Here is a 22,059-nt window from a genome sequence, read left to right as displayed (position 1 = left end):
AGACCTTGCAGAAGCTTTCCCTTTGGTGAAGAATTTCTTCACATGTGCAACGAGCGGTCGGCGGGAGCACCCGTCGAGGGTTCAGCCGACCGTGGATCCGAAGACCTCGTCCCGGACCGCGTCCAGGGCGGTCCGCAGCGCACCCCGCAGGATCGGCTCGTCCGGCACCCCGGTCGGTACCACCTTCGGCTTGACCAGCGTGATCGCCGCGACCTCGTGCTGCACCCGGTCGGCCAGGGCCGCACCGCCGGCCTGCCCCACCTCACCGGCGAGCACCACCAGCGGCGGGTCGAGCACCACACACGTGCTCGCCACCCCGAGCGCCAACCGGCGGGCCAACTCGTCGAGCATGCTGCCGCCGGCCGTACCGGCGCCGATCGCCGCGCGCACCGCGTCCGCCGCCGTCGCCGCCTCGAAGCCCTTCTCGGCGGCCACCTCACGAACCGCGTCCGCCCCGGCGAGCTGCTGGAACGCCGGCTTCGCCCGGCGGGAGACGTCGCGCGGGATCGGCACCCCGGGCACCGGCAGGTAGCCGATCTCGCCGGCCGCCCCGGAGCTGCCGTGGTGCAGCCGGCCGCCGAGCATGATCGCCAGGCCGAGGCCGGCCCCCACCCAGACCAGCACGAAGTCGTCCACGTCCTGCGCCGCACCGGACTGCGCCTCGGCGACCGCCGCCAGGTTGACGTCGTTCTCGAAGAGCACCGGGATGCGCAGGTCCTCCCGCAACGCGGCGAGCAGACCCCGGTGCCAGCGGGGCAGGTTGAAGGCGAACGTCATGTCACCGCTCGCCGGATCCACCAGGCCGGGGGTGCCCAGCACGATCCGGCGTACGCTGGCCAGCTGTGCCTGGGCGCTGCCGGCCACCTCGACCACGGCGTTGTGCACCACGCCCACCGGGTCGTCGGTGTCCCGGGTGGACTGCTCCACCCGGCCGATCACCGCCCCGGTGATGTCGGCGCAGGCGGCGACCACCCGGTCGGCGCCCACGTCCACCCCGATCACGTGCGCGCTGCCCGGCCGGACCGCGTAGAGCTGCGCGTTCGGGCCACGCCCGCCGGCCTGCTCGCCGACCCGGGTGACCAGGCCCCGCTCCTCCAGCCGCTCGACCAGTTGGCTCGCGGTGACCTTGGACAGGCCGGTGGCCGCGCCGAGCTGCGCCCGGGTGAGCGGTCCCCGCTCCAGCAGCAGCTCCAGCGCGGCCCGGTCGTTCAGGGCACGGAGCAGGCGTGGGGTACCGGGCAGCCGGGTCGAACTCATGCCATGTCCTCGGATCTCAGTAAAGTTTGCTCACAGTTACGTGAGCTGTCAGACGAGTAGCCGTAGCGTAATGGTCGGCGGTGGACGGGGCGGTCAGACGACCCGGCAGCACCGACCTGCGGGACGGCTGCTTCCGGGTACGACACGCGCGCCCGGAGCAGTGAAGGGAAGATGACCACCGTGCGGACCGATCCCGCCCTGCGTCGACTCGCGCTGGGCACCCTGCTCGCCGCCTTCCCCGGCGCCACCGCGCCGGACTGGGCGGTCGAGCTGCTCGGCGAGGGCCTGGCCGGGCACACCCTCTTCGGCACCAACATCGTGGACCCCGACCAGGTCGCCGGGGTCACCGCCGCGCTGCGCGCCGGGCGGCCGGACGTCCTGGTCGCCATCGACGAGGAGGGTGGCGACGTCACCCGGCTCGCCCACGCCACCGGCAGCCCGTACCCGGGCAACGCGGCGCTGGGCGCGATCGGCGACACCGCGCTGACCCGCCGGGTGTACGAGGCGATCGGCGCCGAACTCGCCGTACTGGGCGTCAACGTGAACCTCGCCCCGACGGTGGACGTGAACACCGCCGACGAGAACCCGGTGATCGGTACCCGTTCCTTCGGCGCCGACCCGGTCCGGGTGGCCGCCCACGCCGCCGCCGCCGTCACCGGGCTCCAGGCCACCGGGGTGGCCGCCTGCGCCAAGCACTTCCCCGGGCACGGCGCCACGGTCGCCGACTCCCACCACGAGCTGCCCACCGTCGACGTACCGGTCGACCTGCTGCGGGCCCGGGACCTGCCGCCCTTCGCGGCGGTGATCGCCGCCGACGCCCGCGCGATCATGACCGCGCACATCCGGGTACCCGGGCTGACCGGGGACGCGCCGGCCACGTTCAGCCGGTCCGTCCTGGTCGATCTGCTGCGCACCGAGTACGGCTTCACCGGGACGGTGATCACCGACGCGCTGGAGATGAAGGGGGCCGCGCTGGCCGCCGGCGGTGTCGGGCCGGCGGCGGTACGCGCCCTGGCCGCCGGCGCCGATCTGCTCTGCATCGGGGCGAAGGTGGACGCCGCGCTGGTGGAGCAGGTGGTCACGGCCATCCTCGCCGGGGTCGCCGACGGGCAGCTCCCGCTGGCCCGGCTGGAGCAGGCCGCCACCCGCACCGCCGAACTCGCCGCCTGGGCGCGACCGGTGGTCGGTCCGCCGGCCGCCGCCACGGACCTCGGGTACGCCGCCGCCCGCCGGGCGGTCCGGGTGGAGGGGGTGCTCGCCGACCTGACCACGCCCCTGGTGGTGCGTCTGGTCAGCGACTCGACGATCGCCGAGGGGCGGGTGCCGTGGGGGCTCGGGCCGCACGGCGTCGAGGAGGTACCGGTGGCGGTCGGCGGCACCTCGGTCGCGGCGCTGCGGGAGCAGGCGGGCGACCGGCCGATCCTGCTGGTCGGCCGGCATCTGCACCGGCTGCCGGGCGCGGCCGACCTGGTGGAGACGCTGGCCGCCGCCCACCCGGTGACGGTGCTGGAGATGGGCTGGCCGTCCCGGTGGCGCCCGACGGCGGCGCGCGCCTTCGTCACCACGTACGGCGCCAGCCACGCCAACGGTCGGGCAGCGGCCGAGGTGCTCGGTCTGGTCGACGCCCGCTGACCGGGCCGCCCGACGAGTCGGCCGGTCACTCCGGGAAGACGCCGTACGACCGCCAGCCCCGCTCGGCGAAACCGGCCGCCTCGGCCACCCGGGCGGAGGCGGCGTTCGCCGGGTCGTGCTGGTAGATCGGCACCGCCCCGTCGTCCAGTACCCGGCGGGCCGCCTGGGCGGCCAGTCGGCGGGCCAGCCCGCGCCCCCGGGCGTGCGGGGCGGTACCGACCGCGAGTTCGTGGCCGTACGCGTCGTGCCGTTTGATACCCACCCCGGCCAGGTAACCACCGGTGTCGTCCCGGGCCACCAGCACCTCCCGGTCGAACCAGCGCAGCCAGGACGGCAGGTCCGGCTCGTCGGACGACACCCAGCGGCCGGCGTCCGGCAACGGGGTGGGGGCCAGCGTCCACCGGAACACGCCCCGGTGCACCGGCCAGTCGGCGAAACCCACCGCCGCCGGCAACTCCGCCAGGAGCCGGTCCAGGGGGCGCCCGACCGGGGCGGGCAGGGCACCGCAACGGGCGGCCAGCCGGCGGACCGGCGCCACCCGGGGCGGCGGCACCGACAGCACCGTCCCGTCGGGCGCGGCGACCGCGACGGCCGGCCGGGCCCGACCGTCCCAGGCGGGCGAGAGCCGCCGGTGCGACCGCACCACCTGGAGCGGCTGCCGGGGCGGCCACTGACCCAGCCAGGTCGCCAGGTGCAGATAGAGCCGGCGGTCCACCATCAGGTCCGCACCACCCTCCCGCGCCGGCGCCGTGATCATTTTCAGCGTACGCCGGGCCGGCCAGCACGGCCGTAAGAACCTCGCAACCTCTCCGGCCGGCCGATGGCCGGTGGCGCCTGACTACGCTGACCCGACGGGCGGCAGCCGGACGGGTCGGGTGGTGACGGTGGCGCAGCGGGTACTGGTGGTCGACGACGACCGGACGGTCAGCGACGTGGTCTGCCGCTACCTGGAACACGCCGGCTACCAGGTCAGCCACGTCGGCGACGGGGCCGCCGCGCTCGCCGCCGTGGCCCGGGAGATGCCGCACCTGGTCGTACTCGATCTGATGCTGCCGGAGGTCGACGGCCTGGAGGTGTGCCGCCGGTTGCGGGCCCGGCCGGACGGGGTGCCGATCGTCATGCTGACCGCCCTCGGCGACGAGGCGGACCGGGTCCTGGGCCTGCAACTCGGCGCGGACGACTACCTCACCAAGCCGTTCTCCCCCCGGGAACTCGTACTCCGGGTCCAGTCGGTGCTCCGGCGGGCCGGTGGCGGGTCACCGGCCGACCGGCCGGAGGTACTCACCGACGACGGCCTGGTCGTGCGGACCGGCCCCCGGGTGGCGCAGTTGCACGGCCGGGAGCTGACCCTGACGCTGCGCGAGTTCGACCTGCTCGCCCACCTGATGCGGCATCCCCGGCGGGCGCTGAGCCGGGCGGAGCTGCTGGAACGGGTGTGGGGCTGGAGTTTCGGCGACCGGTCCACGGTGACCGTGCACGTCCGTCGGCTACGGGAGAAGGTGGAGACCGACCCGGCCGAACCCCGGCGCATCGTGACGGTGTGGGGCGTCGGCTACCGGTACGAGCCGGCTGATGCGTGACCTGGCGCTGATCTTCGGGATGGCGCTCGGTGCGGCCCTCGGTGTCGGCCTGGCCGGTGCCCTCCTGCTCCGGCTGCTGCGGCACCGCTCGGTTACCGTGCACATCTGTGCCCTGCTGGCGATCACCGTGACCGCCGTGGTGGCCGGGGTGGCGGTGGTCGCCGAGGCGATGTTCCTCTCCCCGCACGACCTGGAGGTGGTGCTGATCACGGTTGCCGCCGCCGCTGCGGTGAGTCTCGGGGTGGGTTGGCTCTTCGGCCGCCGGCTGGCCGCCGCCGCCGTCTGGGCGGACCAGGCCCGGGAACGGGAACGGCAGGTGGAGAAGGGACGGCGGGACCTGGTCGCCTGGGTCTCGCACGACCTGCGTACCCCGTTGGCCGGGTTGCGGGCCATGGCGGAGGCGCTGGAGGACCGGGTGGTGCGCGACCCGGAGACGGTCGACGAGTACCACCGGCGGATCCGGACGGAGACCGACCGGATGACCCGACTCGTCGACGACCTGTTCGAGCTGTCCCGGATCAACGCCGGGGCGCTGCGGCTGTCGCTGTCCCGGGTGCCGCTCGGGGACGTGGTCTCCGACGCGCTGGCCGGTACGGCACCGTTGGCCGCCGCGCGCCGGATCCGGCTGGTTTCCGCCGAGTCGGGCTGGCCGGTGGTCACCGCCAGCGAGCCGGAACTGGCCCGGGTGGTGGGCAATCTGCTGCTCAACGCGGTTCGCTACACGCCCGAGGACGGCACGGTACGGGTCGACGCGGGCCGGGCACGCGACGGCGCCTGGTTCTCGGTCGCCGACACCTGCGGTGGAATACCCGAGACGGATCTGCCCCGGCTCTTCGACGTGGCGTTCCGGGGCGAGCCGGCGCGTACCCCCGGGCGGGGTGGTGGTTCCGGAGACGGCTCGGGTGGGCTGGGCCTGGCCATCGTCCGCGGTCTGGTGGAGGCGCACGGCGGCCGGGTCGACGTCCGGAACACCGGCGACGGATGCCGGTTCGTGGTCCGGTTGCCGGATAATCCGGAAATTTAAATTTGTGTTCCTACCTGGGCAGATTAATTTGGCACCGTCGTGGGATGTCCTCCGTCGAGCAGCACCGTGACGACCACCGGGGTGACCGGTCGCCCCCACCGTCCCGGTTTCCCGTCCAGGACCGGTACGACGGTCTCCGGACCAGTCCACCCTGGCACCGGGTGGACGAGTCGGGCCCACCACCGCCGCCGGGCCGCTGAACCGGCGTCGCTGGCGGTCACCTAACCAATTGGCTAGGGGCGCGGGCGCGCTTCCCTGTCCACCCCCCTTTGCTCTGCTTCAGCGGAGGCAACACCCCGGGCCCCGAAGTGTTGCCGGGACTGAAGCAGAGCAAAGGGAGCCGGACCCCCGTCCGTCACCCGATCCGGCCCGGCCGGGTCCGGCGGGAGGACGGGTACCGGTCAGGGGTGCGTGCCGATCCGGTCGGCCTCGGCGGCCTGGATCGAGTACGACAACTCGACGTCCGGCAGGCCGTAGAAGATGACGCTGTCCACCTGCCCCGCGGTCTCGTTGGCGATCGAGGAGCCGAACTCGACGTAGCGGGAACCCCGGTCGGTACCCCCGGCGATGTTGATCCCGGCTTCGGTGATCTTCATGTTCACCGAGGTGCTCCAGCCCCGGACGTAGTCGACCATCTTGTACGGGTTGTCCTCGCCCCGGGACGGGTACCGGCGCAGGTGGTCCCAGCTGTAGCAGTGCGCGGTGATGATCTTCGGTGAGTACGGACCGTGGAACATCCCGCCCAGACCGTCCCCGGCGTCCCGGACGAACGCGTCGAAGTAGGCGCCGGAACTGCTGTAGCCGAAGTTCGGGTCGTTCGGGTTGCGCCACCGCCCGGCCGGCATGTTGACCGCCAGGTAGAGGTTGGACCGCGCGCGGCTCCACAGGTTGTCCCGCAGCGCGGTCAACCGCTTCCACCGCGCCGTGTACGGATCGGTGTGGTAGTCCGGTTCGTTGCCGATCTCGAAGACGAACAGGATGTTCGGGTGCGCGTCGATGTACGGCAGCACCTGGTCCAACTGCCGGGACACCAGACCGGAGTCCGGGTCCTCGGAGGACTGGATGATCATCTCGTTCAGCCCGGTACCCAGTAGCTGGTCGAGCTGCCAGTCGGCGAACCGGCGGTTGTACGGGTCGCCCCAGAACATCGACACCCGTACGGTCTGCGGGCGCATCCGTCGCAACCGGTCCACCTTGGTGGCCCAGTCACCCGGCGGCGAACAGACCGCACCCCACTTCATGTAGTACGCGGCGGAGGCGGGGCTGGCACCCGTGGCGACCCCACCGATGGTCAGGGCCGCCGCGCCGGCACCGACCCCACCGAGCAGTCTCCGCCGGGAGACGCCCCGCCCCGTCGGGGTTCCGTCGTCGTCACGCATCGCGTACCGCCCTTCGCCTGGCCCTGTCGCGTCTGGATCAGGATGCGAGCAGGTGACGACGGTGTCCTCTCACGCCGGTCTCAGCGGGCTCTCTATCGGGGCGCGCAGCGTACCGAGCAGCTCCATCGCCCGCGCCCGTTCCTCGGGCAGGTCGCACTGCCGGCTCAGCGCCAGGCAGCGGCGCAACGCCGCCCGACCGGCCGAACGGTCGCCCCGGGCCAGGAACAGCTCCCCGAGCCGGCGCAGCCCGATCGCCACACCCGGACGGTCGCCGACCTCCTGACAACCGGCCACCGCCCGACGCAACTCGACCAGCGCCAGGTCGTATCGGCCGGCACGCAGGTGCAGCTCGCCGAGGTGACCGACGGCGATCGCCTCGCCCCGCCGGTAGCCGACCTCGGCGCAGATCGCCACGCTCCGGGAGAACTGCGCCTCCGCCTCGCTGACCGCATCCGCGCGGACCGGGTCCACCGACCGGGCCGCCACCACGATCCCCAGGCTGCACAACGTGTACGCCTCACCGAACCGGTCACCGAGCTGCCGGAACAACAGCAGGGCCGCCCGGTACGTCCGTTCCGCCTCGGCCAGCCGGCCGGCCCGGCGGTGCAGCACCCCCAGGTTGTGCAGGATCTGCGCCCGTCCGGTCGGATCGTCCAGCTCGACGCAGATCGCCAGCGCCCGGGTCGACGCGTCGAGCGCCTCGTCCGGCCGGCCCGCCAACCGGTACGTGGTCCCGAGGGCGCGCAGCACGAGGCTCTGCCCGAACCGGTCGCCCAGCTCGACCAGCCCGGCCAACGCCGGTCGCAGGCAGTCCAGCGCCTCGGTCAACCGGTCGCTGTCCAGGTGCAGCTCGCCCAGCCCGCGCAGCAGGTACGCGGCACCCCGCCGGTTACCGGCGGCCCGGCAGGCGGCCAGGGCGCTCTCGTGGGTACCCCGCCAGTCCTCCAGATGTTCCCGCAGCTCGAAGAAGCGCGCCAGGGTCGCCGCCAGATCCCAGGCCAGCTCGTCCAGGCCGGCCGTGGCGGCCTGCCGGACCACCGCGACCAGCGTGGCACGCTCCCGCTCGCACCAGGCCAACGGATCGTCCCCGATCACCGCGTCCAGGTCGGCCGGGGTCCAACCGGCCCAACGTTCGGCGGTACCCACCCCGCCGCGCCGGAACCCGGCCGGCAGCCGGGCGGTGGCGGTCTCGGCGAGGGCCAGCCATGCCCCGCAGAACCGGGCCCGGGCGGCGGCGCGTACCCGGTCGGTGGTGGTGGCCGCGAGCAACTCCCGGGCGAAGGCGTGCACCAGGTCGTGCATCCGGTACCGCACCTCCGACGAACCGGCGACCGGCCGGTAGGCGTCGAGCAACCGGACCTCCACCAGCCGCTCCACCAGTTCCTCGGCCTCCGGCAGCGGCACCGCCAGCAGCGGGGTCAGCGCCCAGCCGGGGATCTCGGGCAGCTCCGGTACCCCGAGCATCCGGAACGCGGCCTGTTCCGACCCGCCGAGCGCCCCGTAGCTCACCGCGAGGCTGGACCGGACCTCCAGGTCCCCGGTGCGCAGCACGTCCAGTCGGGCCCGGGAGTCGGCGAGCTGGTCGGCCAACCGGGACACCGTCCAGTGTGGTCGGGCGGCGAGCCGGGCCCCGGCGATCCGGATGGCCAGCGGGAGTCGCCCGCACCGGTCGACGATCCGGGCGGATTCCGCCGGTTCGGCGTCGACCCGGTCCGCGCCGAGGGTCCGACGGAGCAGCTCGACGGCCTGCCCGGGGGTGAACACCCCGAGGTCGACCTGGTGGGTACCGGCCAGCGCGGCGAGCCGGGGCCGGCTGGTCACCAGCACCGCACACCGTGGCTCGGCCGGTAGCAGTGGCCTGACCTGCGGCTCCGCCTCCGCGTTGTCCAGCACCAGCAGGATCCGGCGGCCCTCGGTCCGGGCCCGGAAGAGCGCGGCCCGCTCGTCGGGTTCGACCGGTACCCGGCGCGGGTCCTCCCCGAGGGCCCGCAGGAACCGGGCCAGGACCTCGTCGGGGTCCAACGGGTCGGACCCACCCCGCAGGTCGACGAAGAGCTGCCCGTCGGGGAAGTCCGCGCGGACCCGGTGGGCGACCCGCACGGCGAGCGCGGTCTTGCCACTGCCGGCGGCCCCGGAGATGGTCACCACCGGCGCCGCGCCGGGCGCCGGCCCGGCGGTCAGCGCCCCGGCGAGTTCCCCGGTCAGCTCCTCCCGGCCGACGAAGTCGACCAGGTCGGCCGGAAGCTGGGCCGAGGCGGGCGGGACCGGCGGGTCGGGCGGGGCGTCGCCGCCGTCCGGGTCGGCCGGCCCCACGTCCTCCCCGTCCGCGCTGGACAGGATCCGGTCGTGCAGGCGGCGCAGGTTGTCCCCCGGTTCGAGGCCGAGTTCCCGGATCAGGGCGGCCCGGCCGTCCCGGTAGCACTCCAACGCCTCCGCCCGGCGACCCGACCGGTGCAGCGCGATCATCAACCGTTCCCGTAGCTCCTCGCGGAGCGGCTCGGCGCCCACCAGGGCCCGCAGCCGGGGTACCAGTTCCGCGTGGCGGCCGAGGGCCAGCTCGACGTCGAGGTGGTCGCGGACCGCCGCCAACCGCTGTTCGGCCAGTTCGACGGCGGCGGCGAAGAGTCCCGAGGCGTTCCCGTCGCCGGGGAGTTCCACGTCGGCGAAGGGTACGCCGCGCCACAGGGCCAGCGCCCCGGCGTACCGTTCGGCGGCGGCGGCGAGCTGCCCGACGGCGGCCAGTTCGCCGGCCTCCGCCGTCAACCGGGCGAAGTCGTCCGCGTCCAGCTCACCGGGGCCGAGGTTGATCTGGTACCCACCGGGTCGGGTCACGATCATCGGACCGAGGACGTGTCGGAGCCGCCAGACCAGGGTGTGCAACTGCCCGACGGCGGTGTCCGGGATGTCGTCGGCCCAGAGGGCGGCGAGCAGTTGGTCGATGACCGTGGTGCGGTTGGCGTTGGCCAGCAGGACGGCGAGCACCCCGCGTTGCCGTCGACTGCGCAGCGGCACCGGTCGACCGTCGACGACGACCTCGACCGGCCCAAGGATCCGTAGCTGCGGCATCTCGGGCGCCACCGTACCACCGGCCCGATCGACACCACTCATTGTCCTTTCCTGGCGGGTGGTGCTACCGGTCGACGAACCCGGTCCGGTAGGCCCAGACCACCGCCTGGGTACGGTCCCGGACCCCCAACTTGGCCAGCAGGTTCTTGACGTGGCTCTTCACGGTCTCCGGCGAGATGTACATCGCACCCGCGATCTCCGTGTTCGACTGCCCGCTGGCCAGCGCCCGCAGCACGTCGGCCTCACGTTCGGTCAGCCGCGCGGCCAGCGCCGCGTCGCCGGTGGCCACGTTCCGCCGGCCGGCGTAGACGGCCAGCAGGCGCCGGGTCACCGACGGCGAGACGAGGGCGTCACCCGAGGCCACGGTACGGATCCCGGCGACGACCTCCTCCGGGGTCGCCCGTTTCAGCAGGAACCCGTCCACCCCGGCGGTGAGCGCACCGTCGACGATCTCGTCGAGGTCGAACGTGGTGAGGGCGAGTACCCGGGGCCGGGGCGACGCCCAGGACGTGATCTCGCGGGTCGCGGAGGTGCCGTCGCGCACCGGCATCCGGAGGTCCATCACGACCACGTCGGGACGCAGGGCCGCAGCTTCCCGGACGGCGTCGGCGCCGTTGGCCGCCTCCCCGACGACCCGGATGTCCGCCTCGACCGACAGCAGCGCCCGCAGTCCGCCCCGGACCAGCGCGTCGTCGTCGGCGAGCAGCACCGTGATCACGGTTCGGCCCGCCGTGGGCGCTGGACAGGTCGGCTGCCCGGGCCGCCCGGCCGGGCCGGGATGACCGCCCGGACCCGGAACCCGCCGTCGACCGGACCCGCCTCGAACCGGCCGCCCTCCAGCCGGGTCCGCTCCCGCATGTTGACCAGTCCTCGGCCGGCTACCGGGACGGGCAGGTCCCGCCCCTCGTTGACGACCTCCACCCGCACGTCGTCCCCGATCTGGGCCAGGTCCACCCGGATCCGCCCGGCGTCGGTGTGCCGGAGCGCGTTGGTGACCGCCTCCTGGACGATGCGGTGCAGCGTACGCGCACCGCTGGCGGACAGGTCGACGTCACCGGTGGTGAGCTGCAACTCCCGGCCGGCCGCGCGGACCTGTTCGACCAGCCCGGTCAGCCCGGTCAGGTCCGCCGGGACCGGTTCGTCCGGTTCCCTTGGTTCCTTCGGCTCTCCCGACTGATCCGGTTGATTCGGTTCAACCGGTTCGGCCCTTTCGGTCGGTTCGATCGGTTGCAGGACGCGCAGCATCCGGTCCAGTTCGTCCAGCGCGCCCCGCCCGACGGTTTCGATGTGTCGCAGCGCCTCCTGCGCGAACTGCGGGTTCTCGGCGAAGACCCGACGACCGACCCCGGCCTGCATCACCATCACGTTGACCGCGTGGCCCAGCGCGTCGTGCAGTTCACCGGCGAGCCGGCGGCGTTCCTGCGTCACCATCCGCTCGGCCTGCACGGCCCGCTCCCGGGCCTCGATCGCCGACCGTTCCCGGGCGGCGGCGATCGTGGCGCGGCGGCTGTGCGCCAGATCCCCGGTGAACGTGGCGACGAGGACGCACACCGTTATCCAGAACAGTTCCGACGGGCCGACGTGCAGCCGGTCCAGCAGGGCATAGCCGAGCACCGCGAGCAGGGTGACCACGGCAGCGACCGCCCGAGGCCCCCAGCCCAGCAGTGAGTAGCAGGTGAAGAGGGCGATCCAGACCGGCCACTGCACGAACTGCGGCGGGTACCCGACCCACGAGTTGAGTACCAGCAGCCCAGCGGTCGCGCAGAGCACCGCCACCGGCTGGACGCGACGCCAGACCAGGAGCAGCGCGGCCCCGGCCACGATCGCCATCCCGGGCAGGTTCCCGGTGCGGTAGGGCGGCGCGACCCCGGCGAACTTCCCGACCTCGACCAGCATCACGGCCAGACCGACGCCGAGCCAGAGGTCCGCAACGGGCGGGCGGAACCGGTGGAGGGTGGTGGTCACGGCACATCCTGCACCGTGACCGGCCGGTCCGGGTACCCCTCGGAAGAGGGAGATCCGGATCCCTGACATGAGTGGTGACCAGCGCATCCCGTGGTTCCTACGCTCACCGCGAAGATCACACCGAGGGAAGGCGCTACCATGATCGACACAGTCGCACCGGCCCGGCGGGGAACCCCGAAACGGGCGGTGGTCGGCTTCTGGTGGCTCACGCTCAGCGCCGTGGCCGTCGCGGTGTTCGCCGTTCTGCCGTACCTCACCAGTTCGCTCGACGCACAGGCCGCCGCCGACAACACGGTGGCGGCCAACTACGCCACCCGCCCGGCGTGGGCGCAGGTCGCGTTCTACCTGCACGTCGTCTTCGGTGGGCTCGCGCTGGCCCTCTCCCCGGTCCAGTTCGCGGCGACACTGCGCCGGCGGGTACCCCGGCTGCACCGGGTCGCCGGCCGGGTCGCCGTCGTCGCCATGGTGCTGGCCGGGGCGGCGGGGACGGTCCTGGCGCCGATGAGTCTCGCCGGGCCGGTCGGCACCGCCGGGTTCGGGTTGCTGGGTGTCCTCTGGGTGGTGTTCGCGGTGGCCGCCTACCGGTCGGCCCGGCAGGGCCGGATGCGTACCCACCGACGGTGGGCCGTCCGGGCGTTCGCGCTGACGTACGCCGCGGTCACCCTGCGACTGTGGCTGGGTGTGCTGATCCCGCTGCTGATCAGCCTCGGCGGGGTACCCGAGCAGGACGCCTTCCTCCGGGCGTACGTGCTGGTGCCGTTCCTGTCCTGGGTACCCAATCTGCTGCTGGCCGAGTACCTGTTGCGCCGCCGCCACTGAGCTGCCGGTCAGCGGCGCGCGGCGGCTCAGGCGTTGCGCAGGATCGCGTCGGCGACGCCCGGCGCGACCCGCTGGATCGCCCGGAACTGCCTGGCCCGGCCGACGGCGACCACCGGGGAACGCCGCCGCAGGCCCCGGACGATCTGCGCGGCGGCCACCCCGGCCGGCATCGCCCCCTCGTTGCGGCCCGCCGTCATCGGGGTGGCCACCAGCGGCAGCACCACCTCCTGGACGGTGACCCCGGACCGGTCGTCCTGCATCTGGTACCGCAGTGCCTTCAGGAACACCCCCAGCCCGGCCTTGCTCGCGCAGTAGACCGGCGCGCTCTTCTTCGGCGAGTAGCCGAGCGCCGAGGAGACCGCCACGAACCTCCCCGCCGAGCGGCGCAGGTGCGGTACCGCCGCGCCGGCCAGGACCACCGGGGCGACCAGGTTCACCTGTACCTCCCCGACCACGGCAGCGGCCCGCTCCGCGCTCCAGTCGTCGGTGAACCACTGCTGGTGCTGGACCGCGGCGTTGGCGATCACGATGTCGAGGCCGCCCAGGGCCTCGGCCGTGTCGTGCACCAGCGAGGCGCACCAGGTCGGGTCGGCCAGGTCACCGGCCCAGCCGAGGGCACCGGTGCGGCGGGTCACGGTGGCGAGCCGCTGCGGATCACGGCCGCAGGTGGCGACCCGGGCGCCACAGTCGGTCAACTGGCTCACCAGTTCGGCGCCGATACCGCTGGTGCCGCCGGTGATGAGGATGCGTCTACCGGAGAGGGACATACGCCAAAGGATCTCCGTACCGGCCGGCGTCAGGCTTGTACGATTCCGCCATGCTGGTGCCGACCCCGGCGCACCACCGCACCGTGCACCCCCACCTGGCCCGTGCGGCCCTGCTCGGGGTCCGCCGGTACGGCGGCGGTCCCGCCGCCGACGAGGTGGACCGGTTGCTCGACGCGGACGCGCCGGTCCCGGAGGCCCTGCACCACGCCCTGCTGACCGAGTTGCTCCCGTACGGCTGGCCGGCGTTCACCGGCGCGGCGGCCCACCTGCTCGACCGGCCCCGGGAGGCGGACATCGTCGCGGTCGTCGAGCGGGGCGCCATCACCGAACTGGTCGACCAGATCCCGGCGCTGCAACTCCGCTTCCACGTCGGGCACACCACGGCGGTACGGCTGCACCGGGGGCGGATCACCGTCACACACCGGGCCCTGCTCGGTGCCGTACCCGGGGCGGCGGAGAGCCACTTCGTCGCGGCCATCCACCGGACGCTGGTCGGCGCCTGCGTCGGTACCACCCCCGCCGTCACCCTCCACCACACGGACGGCCGGAGGCTGCCGGCCGGTGCCGACCGCACCGCCGGCCCGCTGACCGGTTGGCACCTCGACCTCACCGACCCGCCCGGGCTCCCGCCGTCCTGGGCGGCGGCCGTCCGGGAGACCGTCGCCGAGGACCCGGCCCGGCGCTGGCGGCTCGACGCGGTCGCCGCCCGGTGGGCACTCTCGACCCGTACCCTGCAACGCCTCCTCGGCGACGACGGGACGGGGTTCCGCGAACTCGTGACCGGTACCCGCCTGGCGATCGCCCGGGGGTTGGTCCTGCGTACCGATCTCGGGCTGAGCGAGATCGCCGCGACCTGCGGTTTCACCGACCACGCACATCTCACCCGGTCGTTCGCCGCCCACTTCGGCCGTCCGCCGTCGGCGCTGCGCCGGCCCGTGGCACCGCACCGTCCCCGGCGACGGTGACGGTGACGGTGACGGTGAGGCACCGTGCGGGGACCGATCCCCGCCGGATACCGTTCGTCGGGCGCGGTCAACTGTGGGAGGGGTCGCCGGTCATGCGTCTTCACGTGGGATGCGCGATGTGGACGCTCAAGTCGTGGCAGGGACGTTTCCTGCCACACCCCCTGCCGGCGCAGGAGCGGCTGCGGCACTACGCCGGCTGGTGCAACGCGGTGGAGGGGAACACCACCTTCTACGCCACCCCGGCCCGCGACACCGTCGCCTCGTGGACGCAGCAGACCGACCCCGACTTCCGGTTCGTGGTGAAGCTACCGAAGCTGATCACCCACGAGGGCCGGCTCACCGGGGTCGACGAGCCGCTACAGGCCTTCCTGACGGCCATCGAGCCGCTCGGCCCCCGGGCCGAGGCCCTCTGGATCCAGTTGCCGGGCTCTTTCGCACCCACCGACGTCCCCGTCCTCGCCCGGTTCCTGCGCCGGCTCCCCACCTCCCACCGGTACGCCGTGGAGGTCCGCCACCCGGCGTTCTTCGACGACCCCCGCTCGGCGCGGCTCCTGGAGGATGTACTCGGCACGGCCGCCGCCGAGTGGATTCCCTTCGACACCACCGCGTTCTTCCAGAGCCCGCCGACCAGCGACGCGGAACGGGAGGCGTGGACCAGGAAACCGCGGATGCCGCTGCGCACGCATGCGCTGACCGACCGGCCGATCGTCCGGTACCTCGGTCGGGACGACACCGCGCGGACGGTCGCCGGCTGGCAGCACTGGGTCGACACCACCGCCGGATGGCTGCGCGAGGGCCGCTCACCGACCATGTTCATCCACACTCCCGACAACGCCGACGCGCCGGCCCTCGCCCGCCGGTTCCACGACGAGGTACGCGCGCGCGTTCCCGGCCTCGCGGCCCTGCCCGAACCGGTACCGGTCGAACCGCTGACCCTCTTCTGAGCGCGGCCCACCGCTGGCTGCCTGACGTAGGGCCAAAAAGGGAGCAGGCCCGATCCGGCTGAGTGGCGGTGGTGCCGCGTGAGTGGGATCGGGGCGAATCAGCACCATATCGGCGCGCGACTCGTAGCCGGGGTCAAGGGCTAGCCGAACCACCGTTCCGATCAAAGACGCCACCGGAACGCGCGACGCACGGATCGCGGTCAGAAATTATCACGCTTTGGCGACATCCAAGAACGCGTTGGCTGCCTCGACGCCCAGGGAAAAATACCAGCGACGGCCAGCCACGCCGAGGTTGCTGTAGGAGGTGTAGACAATCGCTTGCGCCAGAAGCGACAACAGGTACTGCGCGTGGAAAATGCGGCGCAGGTCGGCGCCGAGCCCTGCCGCGACAGCGGCGTGAACTGCTCGAACGATGCGGGCAACTGCCAGCGAGTCCGCCTTTACGCCGGTCCGATCGGTCCTGGTCAACAGATGCACGAGGGTGCGCGTGTCAGCCTCGGAGATCCCCGCCTGGACGGTTGGCAGGATCGAGGACAGGAGGAGGGTGGCTACATCCCGCGATAGCGGCGCGGAGGGATCAAACCCGGATAGGTCGATGAGCCGGATTTGGTCATACTCCGGTGATCCATCGGCCGCCAGCGGGACAATAATGTTGTCGACGTGCAGGTCGCCGTGAGTATTCCCGCACAAGTACTCGACTTCGAGCTTACTGACGACGGAGTCGAGTTTGGAGAGTTGAATCGGGTTGGGCGCACGACGGTGACCCCCGATCGGCGTATTGATCCAGTCCATACCGACAGCCAAAAGCCCAGCACGCTCAGCCCACCGATAGGCCGACCGGCCCGCGTCCAACGCTCCGCGAAGCTCGATACGGAGGAAGGCGTCGGCTGAAATGGTCTTGCGTTGCCAAGTGGTGGACGAGTTCCATTCACCCAAGACCAGCCGGGCGGTTGCAGCCGCGCCGTCCGACTGCAACGCAACCGGCAGCTCGCCGAGTGTCCGGCTACTGGACAGCGTCTCAGATGAGTCGAGGAACATCAGAACCCGGCCATCTTCGACAAATCTTGGAGCAAAATTCTGCCGGAAAAGGTGCCGGTCGGCGAAATTCGGTGAACGGATCCAGGCGTCTTCGTGATTCGCCGGCTCGCGCGCAGGGCTTCCTTTAGAGCAAACCTTCATGAGCACATCCGACGGACCTTGGCGCCCTGAGGTAGGAACGATTCGGAGCCGTGCCAACAGGGCGCCGCTTCCGCCTTGCCGCCGCCATGGTTCGTCTGGAATTTCTACCGTCACGGCATGATCGCGCGCCCACGCCTCAGCCGCCCGGACCACCACAGGGTCACCGAGGTATAGACCAACCCCTGAAGCTACCCGCCCTGCATCCCTGTTCATCAGCTTCGACACTACCCGGCTTCGGCTGAGCGGCCGTCGTCGCCGTTGCCCGGTAGAGTACCCGCGTGTCCCAGCCCGCACCCCTGTTCGTGAAAGCCATCATCACGCCCTCAGAGGTCACTGCTTTGCAGGCAATGTCCGTCTCGCATCAGAGGGTTCGCATCCTCTCCGGAGTTCGGCTTACGGTATCGGCGATCATTGCTGCGGCCGGCGCCGTGGTGACGCTGTCTGCGCTCCCAGCGACTTGGGTCACCGTCGCTGGCGCATTGTGGGCCGGCGCATACTCGATCGGGCTCGCATCATGGCTGGACGGAGAACTGCTTCGCGCGGCCAAGCTGCAGGAGATGTTCGAGGTAGAACTGTTTCAGCTTCCGTGGAACACCGTGATCGCCGGCCCACAGGTCCGGTGGGAGGACGCGAGTCGACTGAGCAAAAAGTTCAAAAGCCAACGAATAGCCGATGAATGGGACAAAGTACCAAACCTGCCGAGACCATTCGACGTCCTCGCACGTCAGATACAGAACCTGGGGTGGAGGTCACGGATCTGTCGCAGGTACGCCAACGTCGTCCTCGGAATCATCGTGGCGTGGACCGTCGCAGGGCTCGCAGTCGGCATCATTGGTGGCTTCACCATCGGCGAGATCATCCTGCGCTGGTTCGTCCCGTCACTCGGTGGCCTATTGCTCGGGATCGACACCTTTCGACAGCAGCGGGCAATCGCGAAGGAGCGGGATCGCGTGTGCACCTTCGCGGAGGACGAGGCACTGAGAGCCGCACGGCGGGTCAAGGAGGCGGCGACTGAGGACGCACTGTTGGCGCTATCGCGCCAAGTACAGGACGCGCTGTTTAGCACCCGCTCCCGGGCACCACGAGCACCGAGCCGGCTTTTCTACGTGCGCTACTACCGCGGCGATGAAGTTGACTTCCGCGCCCCCGTACAACGACTGGCAACCGCCTTGGCGGGGCAGCCAGCTCCATGACGCGGTTGGCCCAGGACGGGCCTTCAACGAAGACCTCGCTATGCGGAACGTGCACCCCACCCCGCGCGTCTCTTTGAGCCGAACGGGCGCCGCCGCCACATCGCGGATGGCGCCCAGAGGACGACGGCGTGCCTCGGCGATCTCCGGCCTCGCGGGGTTCTGATGGACTCGGTAGCCCCCGTGGGCCACCGTATCGGCGCACTCGTTCTCCAACTCCAACGGACGCCGCTCGTCGGCATCCAGCCTCGGCCTGATTCTGGTTCGTGGCCCGGTCGGCGATCCACCTGGCACGCCCGTGGGCCGCCTACTCCAAGGCGCCATCCCCTCGGCGTCCGTCGAGACGGCAACCGTGGGAGTCGGATCACCGTGGGTGGTCTGGGCAGGGCTGGTCGGTGCGGCGCCGGCAGCCCCGCTCAGTTACCCGACGACCCCAACTGCCGCGCCTCGGCGATCGCCGCATCGACAACCTGGCCGGTGGTGGCGGTGCGCTGGACCAGCATGACGAGCACCTGCTTGACGCTCTCCAGAGCCTGCAACAGCGGCCCGGGCTGCCCACCCTGGAGGACCACCACGACGAGCTGCTGCGCCTCACCGACGTACGTGATCGTCGCAGCCGTCTGATCACGGATGCCGTCGACCGCACTACGTACCGGCGTCAGCCCGGCGATCGTCTCCTCCGGACTGGCCTGCTCCGGGACAGCAGCAGTCGCCTTCGTAGCATCACCGACCGCACCGGCGAGACCACCCAGGCCACCCCGGACGGTGGTGATCACGCCTCGAATCCGGGCCACCCCGGCAGCCACCGCAGCGAACCCGGCACCCGCAGCCCGTAACGCGATCTCCTGCGCCTGCTGGTCGGCAGCGGCAGCCAGACCCTGCGCGCGTTCGACCCCGGTGGCCAACGTACGCAGCTCCGTAGTGATCTTCTCGACGTGCGACACGCTGCCGGAATCCTCCACCTGGCGACAAAAGCCTTCAGGAGGTCGAACCTACCCGCACACCACGGACGTCACCAGACGACGCGACCGCCGACGCCCCCAGTACCGGCAGGCGTCCCGCACCGCAGACGATGCGGCGGCCGTCGCGTGGAGGTCGACCGGCAGGCTCAGCGGTCGACCACGGACAAGCTGGGTTATCTCTTCGACGCCTGACGTAGGGGTCAGAAAAAGGGGTCAGGCCCGATCCAGATGGACCGGGCCTGCTCTGTTACTACTGGTGCGCCGCCAGGGACTCGAACCCCGAACCCGCGGATTAAGAGTCCGCTGCTCTGCCAGTTGAGCTAGCGGCGCTCGTTGGCAACGGGGAGAACACTAGCACGGCCCTCCCGGGGCACTCCAATCGGATACCGGCTCACCTCTTCGGTTGAGCTTATCGGGTAAATAGCACAAATCGTCCGGCAGTCCCGGTGACGGGTCATGGCGGTGGGCGGGAGTACGGCACGATGTGCGCCAGAACCGAGTGAACGAGGTGGGGATGGGCAAGTTCACACGGGCTCGGGCGATGCTGGCCGCCCTGGCCCTGGTCGCACCGCTGGCGCTGACCGCCTGCGGTGGCGAGGTGGCACCGCAGTTCGTGAGCGAGAGCACGGCACCGTCGGCGGGTACGGGTGACCCGTCGACGAGCGCGTCTCCGGACGGCGGCAACGCGCCCGCCGCCACGGGTGGTCTGGACGTGACGCCCGCCACCGGCGCCAAGAAACAGCCGGTCAGCGTGGAGATCGGCGCGGCCACCGCCGGGGCGAAGGTGACCGAGGTCGCCCTCACCGGACAGGACGGCGAGAAGGTGACCGGAGCCGCCCGGGCGGACGGCTCGTCCTGGGTACCGGCCAAGCCGCTGAAGTACAACCGGACGTACACCGCCACCGTCACCGCCACCACGGCGGACGGCCAGCGGCGTACCGGCACGACCACGTTCACCACGATGGCCAAGCCCCGGTCGCTGATCGGTTCCGGGCTCTACCTCTTCGACGACAAGACGTACGGGGTGGCCATGCCGGTCGTGGTGGAGTTCTCCCCGGGCATCGCGAAGAAGGACCGGGCGGCGGTGCAGCGGCGGATGTTCGTCCGCACCGATCCCCCACAGCCCGGAGCGTGGCACTGGGTGGACAACGGCACGCAGGCCTACTACCGGGCGCCGGAGTACTGGCAGTCGGGTACCACGCTCAGCGTCCGGATCGCCCTGGAGGGCATCCCGTTGAGCAACGGCAAGTACGGCAACGTCGACCGGGTCGCGACCGGGAAGATCGGCAGCCGGTTCGAGATGAAGGTCGACAACACCACGAAGCAGATGACGGTCTACGAGAACGGCAACCTCGTCAAGACCCTGCCGGTGAGCCTGGGCAAGAAGTCGACCCCCTCCTCCAGCGGCACGATGGTGGTGATGGAGAAGAAGGAGTCGACCGTCTTCGACACCCGGGACGATCCGGACCCAGCGAACCGCTACGTCACCGACATCGACTTCGCGCAGCGGCTGACCTGGGGTGGCGAGTACATCCACGCCGCGCCCTGGTCGGTGCAGCACCAGGGGCGGCGCAACGTCTCGCACGGCTGCGTGAACGTGTCGATGGAGAACGCGAAGTGGCTGTTCGGCAAGACCAAGGTCGGTGATCCGATCACCATCCGGGGTACCGAACGCAAGCTGACCCCGGGTAACGGCTGGACGGCCTGGAGCATGAGCTGGGACGAGTTCGTGAAGGGCAGTGCGGTCCCGGTCGCCGAGCAGAACGCCGCCGCGCTCGGCTGACCCGCCCCGCTGACCTCGGCCTCCGGCACGCTGGGCCGGCTGGGCGTTATTCCCGCTATCTGCACGTTGCGGGATAGTGGTTCTCTTCACCCGGGGCAACGGGTACGTGTCCTCGCGCGTCAGTGAGAGACGATGGCGTGAGGACGGACTGTGAGGGGACCATGCGAGCTAGCCAGGACCAGCTGACCCAGCGTGCCACCGGCCGACGTCCGGCGCCGGTCCGCACCCTCGTTGCGGTGGTGCTCGCCGGTGTGCTGGCCGTCACCTCGGCCTGCACCGGCGGGAACGACCCGGGTGGCGGCCCGGGCAACTGGCAGGGTGGCGGGGAGAAACCGCCCAAGGCCAGCGCGACGATCACCGCTCCGGCGGCCGACGCGAAGGACGTACCCGCCTCGACGGCGATCACCTTCGAGGCGAAGGACGCCACCGAGACCACGGTCGAGGTGAAGGATTCCACCGGCAAGGCCGTCGAGGGGGCCCTCGACCCGGCCGGCACGAGCTGGTTGCCGGGGGGCGCGCTGAAGTACGGCGAGACGTACACGGCCACCGTGACGGCGACCGGTGACGACGGTAAGCCGGTCACCGCCACCAGCAGCTTCACCACCATGGCCAAGCCGTCGAAGCAGGTCCGGGTGACCAGTTTCCTCGGTGACGGTCAGGTGGTGGGGGTCGGCATGCCGCTGATCGTGAAGTTCGGCCGGGCGGTCCCGGAGGACTACCGCGACGACGTGCAGCGCCGGATGACGGTGCGTTCGAAGCCGGCCCAGGAGGGCATCTGGCACTGGGTCAGCCCCACCGAGGTGCGCTTCCGCCCGAAGGAGTTCTGGCAGGCCGGCTCGAAGGTGTCGTACAAGGTGCAGACCGGTGGCCTGCCGATGGGCGACGGCTGGTACGGCCGCGCCGACCTGACCGTCGACGTCACCATCGGCCCCGCGTTGATCATGACGGTGGACAACAGGACCAAGCGGATGACGGTCACCCGGGACGGCAAGGTGATCCGCACCATCCCGGTCAGCCTGGGCAAGAAGAGCACCCCGTCGTCGAGCGGCACGATGGTGGTCATCGAGAAGCTCAAGGAGACGGTCTTCGACACCTTCGCCGAGCTCGGGCCGGAGGAGGGCTACCGCACCGACATCGACTTCGCCCAGCGGCTGACCTGGGGTGGCGAGTTCATCCACGCCGCGCCGTGGTCGGAGGGGCAGCAGGGCCGGGTGAACGTGTCGCACGGCTGCGTGAACGTGTCGATGGCCGAGGGTGCCTGGCTGTTCAACCAGACCCGGGTCGGTGACCCAATCACGGTCAAGGGCACCGAACGCAAGCTCCAGAACGGCAACGGCTGGACCGACTGGAACATGAGCTGGGAGGAGTACGTCAAGGGCAGCGCCCTGCCGTACGAGCCGGCGGCGGCCGAGGAGAGCCCGGCGGCGGAGCCGGAGCCGAGCGCCACCTCCTGACCCGACCCGCGAAGCGGAGTGCGGCCCCGACCGGACGGTCGGGGCCGTCGCCGTCGGTGCCCCAGTCCTGTCTCCGGAAACGCGCCCCCGAGC

Annotated in this window: 18 protein-coding genes and 1 tRNA gene; 9 read left to right on the top strand and 10 right to left on the bottom strand. The window is 71.6% G+C overall.

The genetic code is table 11. The features are described from left to right. Positions 1-81: 81 nt before the first annotated feature. Complete coding sequence (locus GSF22_RS02625; protein ID WP_208811084.1) at positions 82-1,257, bottom strand: ROK family transcriptional regulator; 1,176 nt, start codon at positions 1,255-1,257, stop codon at positions 82-84. Between the two features lie 171 nt (positions 1,258-1,428). On the opposite strand from GSF22_RS02625, the gene GSF22_RS02620 reads away from it, so the two are divergent. Further along, positions 1,429-2,889 (top strand): glycoside hydrolase family 3 N-terminal domain-containing protein, encoded by a 1,461-nt coding sequence (locus tag GSF22_RS02620; RefSeq protein WP_244365867.1) that lies wholly within the window; start codon positions 1,429-1,431, stop codon positions 2,887-2,889. Between the two features lie 25 nt (positions 2,890-2,914). On the opposite strand, the gene GSF22_RS02615 is transcribed toward GSF22_RS02620, so the two are convergent. Then, on the bottom strand, positions 2,915-3,607 hold the full coding sequence (locus GSF22_RS02615; RefSeq protein WP_208811114.1) for a GNAT family N-acetyltransferase: 693 nt from the start codon (positions 3,605-3,607) through the stop codon (positions 2,915-2,917). A gap of 166 nt (positions 3,608-3,773) precedes the next feature. On the opposite strand from GSF22_RS02615, the gene GSF22_RS02610 reads away from it, so the two are divergent. Beyond that, a complete protein-coding gene (locus GSF22_RS02610) occupies positions 3,774-4,469 on the top strand; it encodes a response regulator transcription factor (RefSeq protein ID WP_208811113.1) in 696 nt (231 codons plus the stop codon). After that, positions 4,462-5,493, top strand: a complete 1,032-nt coding sequence (locus tag GSF22_RS02605; protein WP_208811083.1) for a sensor histidine kinase — start codon at positions 4,462-4,464, stop codon at positions 5,491-5,493. The genes GSF22_RS02610 and GSF22_RS02605 overlap by 8 nt, the downstream gene beginning before the upstream one ends. A 401-nt stretch (positions 5,494-5,894) precedes the next feature. On the opposite strand, the gene GSF22_RS02600 is transcribed toward GSF22_RS02605, so the two are convergent. The 4 genes from GSF22_RS02600 to GSF22_RS35590 all read right to left on the bottom strand — a co-directional run bounded on the left by GSF22_RS02600 (position 5,895) and on the right by GSF22_RS35590 (position 11,903). Beyond that, positions 5,895-6,872: a hypothetical protein gene (locus GSF22_RS02600; RefSeq protein WP_208811082.1), complete on the bottom strand. Its 978-nt coding sequence runs from the start codon at positions 6,870-6,872 to the stop codon at positions 5,895-5,897. A gap of 69 nt (positions 6,873-6,941) precedes the next feature. Then, positions 6,942-9,980, bottom strand: coding sequence for an AfsR/SARP family transcriptional regulator (locus tag GSF22_RS02595; RefSeq protein ID WP_208811081.1), 3,039 nt, complete (start codon positions 9,978-9,980; stop codon positions 6,942-6,944). A 22-nt stretch (positions 9,981-10,002) separates the two neighbouring features. Continuing rightward, positions 10,003-10,656 carry a response regulator gene (locus tag GSF22_RS02590; protein WP_208811080.1) on the bottom strand — a complete coding sequence of 218 codons (654 nt, stop codon included), beginning with the start codon at positions 10,654-10,656 and terminating at the stop codon, positions 10,003-10,005. Next, the gene (locus GSF22_RS35590; protein WP_208811079.1) at positions 10,653-11,903 is read right to left on the bottom strand and encodes a sensor histidine kinase; all 1,251 of its coding nucleotides are present in this window, start codon (positions 11,901-11,903) and stop codon (positions 10,653-10,655) included. The genes GSF22_RS02590 and GSF22_RS35590 overlap by 4 nt, the downstream gene beginning before the upstream one ends. 138 nt (positions 11,904-12,041) lie before the next feature. Here GSF22_RS35590 and GSF22_RS02580 point away from each other — a divergent pair, with 138 nt between their 5' ends. Next, positions 12,042-12,722: a DUF2306 domain-containing protein gene (locus tag GSF22_RS02580; protein ID WP_208811078.1), complete on the top strand. Its 681-nt coding sequence runs from the start codon at positions 12,042-12,044 to the stop codon at positions 12,720-12,722. A 26-nt stretch (positions 12,723-12,748) separates the two neighbouring features. On the opposite strand, the gene GSF22_RS02575 is transcribed toward GSF22_RS02580, so the two are convergent. After that, positions 12,749-13,489, bottom strand: coding sequence for an SDR family NAD(P)-dependent oxidoreductase (locus GSF22_RS02575; RefSeq protein ID WP_208811077.1), 741 nt, complete (start codon positions 13,487-13,489; stop codon positions 12,749-12,751). Between the two features lie 50 nt (positions 13,490-13,539). On the opposite strand from GSF22_RS02575, the gene GSF22_RS02570 reads away from it, so the two are divergent. Further along, positions 13,540-14,454, top strand: a complete 915-nt coding sequence (locus GSF22_RS02570) for a helix-turn-helix transcriptional regulator (protein ID WP_208811076.1) — start codon at positions 13,540-13,542, stop codon at positions 14,452-14,454. Positions 14,455-14,570: 116 nt separating this feature from the next. Next, the gene (locus GSF22_RS02565) at positions 14,571-15,398 is read left to right on the top strand and encodes a DUF72 domain-containing protein (protein ID WP_208811112.1); all 828 of its coding nucleotides are present in this window, start codon (positions 14,571-14,573) and stop codon (positions 15,396-15,398) included. A 210-nt stretch (positions 15,399-15,608) separates the two neighbouring features. Here GSF22_RS02565 and GSF22_RS02560 read toward each other — a convergent pair whose 3' ends face one another. Beyond that, positions 15,609-16,583 (bottom strand): hypothetical protein, encoded by a 975-nt coding sequence (locus tag GSF22_RS02560; protein WP_208811075.1) that lies wholly within the window; start codon positions 16,581-16,583, stop codon positions 15,609-15,611. A gap of 272 nt (positions 16,584-16,855) precedes the next feature. Here GSF22_RS02560 and GSF22_RS02555 point away from each other — a divergent pair, with 272 nt between their 5' ends. Beyond that, a complete protein-coding gene (locus GSF22_RS02555; RefSeq protein WP_208811074.1) occupies positions 16,856-17,770 on the top strand; it encodes an S-4TM family putative pore-forming effector in 915 nt (304 codons plus the stop codon). Positions 17,771-18,183: 413 nt separating this feature from the next. Here GSF22_RS02555 and GSF22_RS02550 read toward each other — a convergent pair whose 3' ends face one another. Next, complete coding sequence (locus GSF22_RS02550; RefSeq protein WP_208811111.1) at positions 18,184-18,711, bottom strand: DUF6244 family protein; 528 nt, start codon at positions 18,709-18,711, stop codon at positions 18,184-18,186. Between the two features lie 272 nt (positions 18,712-18,983). After that, positions 18,984-19,059 (bottom strand) — tRNA-Lys (locus GSF22_RS02545). Positions 19,060-19,243: 184 nt separating this feature from the next. On the opposite strand from GSF22_RS02545, the gene GSF22_RS02540 reads away from it, so the two are divergent. Then, a complete protein-coding gene (locus GSF22_RS02540; RefSeq protein ID WP_208811073.1) occupies positions 19,244-20,512 on the top strand; it encodes a L,D-transpeptidase in 1,269 nt (422 codons plus the stop codon). Between the two features lie 161 nt (positions 20,513-20,673). Continuing rightward, the gene (locus GSF22_RS02535; protein WP_208811072.1) at positions 20,674-21,966 is read left to right on the top strand and encodes a L,D-transpeptidase; all 1,293 of its coding nucleotides are present in this window, start codon (positions 20,674-20,676) and stop codon (positions 21,964-21,966) included. Positions 21,967-22,059: the final 93 nt, after the last annotated feature.

This window comes from Micromonospora echinofusca (assembly GCF_017614955.1).
GTDB classification, from domain to species: domain Bacteria; phylum Actinomycetota; class Actinomycetes; order Mycobacteriales; family Micromonosporaceae; genus Micromonospora; species Micromonospora echinofusca_A.
Note: the sequence above shows the minus strand (reverse complement) of the source record. Positions and strands in the feature narration are given on the sequence as shown.